Raw genomic sequence first — 799 nt, forward strand, 5'->3', positions numbered from 1 at the left:
TTCCAGCAGGTAGCAGCCTGTGGTCTTCAGCCATTTTTCAGCAACAGCACGTTGAACTGCCATACCGCCACCAACAGCCAAGCGAAGATTACTGAAGTCCAACTCATGGAAATCTTCATTGTTCACTAGCGCATTGAATAAGGTATTCACACCTGTGATCGCTGTGAATTGGTACTTTTGCAGCTCTTTTACAAAGCCGGGAATATCACGCGGGTTGGTAATCAGTAAGTTACGACCGCCCATTTCGATAAACAGCAAACAGTTCACTGTCAGTGCGAACACGTGGTAAAGCGGCAATGCGGTTACCACTAATTCACGACCTGGAGAAAGTACAGGACCGTAAGCCCCTTTCGCCTGAAGCACGTTCGCAATCATGTTGCGATGCGTTAGGATTGCACCTTTTGCGACACCCGTAGTACCACCAGTGTATTGCAGAAATGCAATATCATCACCAGACATAAACGGCTTCACGTATTGCAGACGACGACCTTTGCGCAGCGCTTTACGCATTGAAATTGCGCCCGGTAGATCGTACTTAGGAACCATGCCTTTTACGTATTTCACCACGAAATCGACAATCGTACCTTTCGCACGTGGCAGCATTTGGCCAAGGCTAGTTAGCACCACGTGTTTCACAGGTGTGTTATCTACGATTTGCTCTAGTGTATTGGCAAAGTTAGACACAATCACAATCGTCGTGGCACCAGAGTCGTTCAATTGGTGTTCAAGTTCACGAGGAGTGTAGAGAGGGTTTACGTTTACAGCGATACAGCCTGCACGCAAAATACCAAACAACGCT

General features: G+C 47.4%; 1 protein-coding gene. It reads right to left on the minus strand.

Annotated features, from left to right (window positions below; translation table 11 throughout):
- The coding region (locus tag R7R78_RS25510) for an AMP-binding protein (RefSeq protein WP_225474546.1) at positions 1–799 on the minus strand (799 nt) is incomplete at both ends.

The sequence above is a fragment of the Vibrio sp. 2134-1 genome, assembly GCF_033339495.1.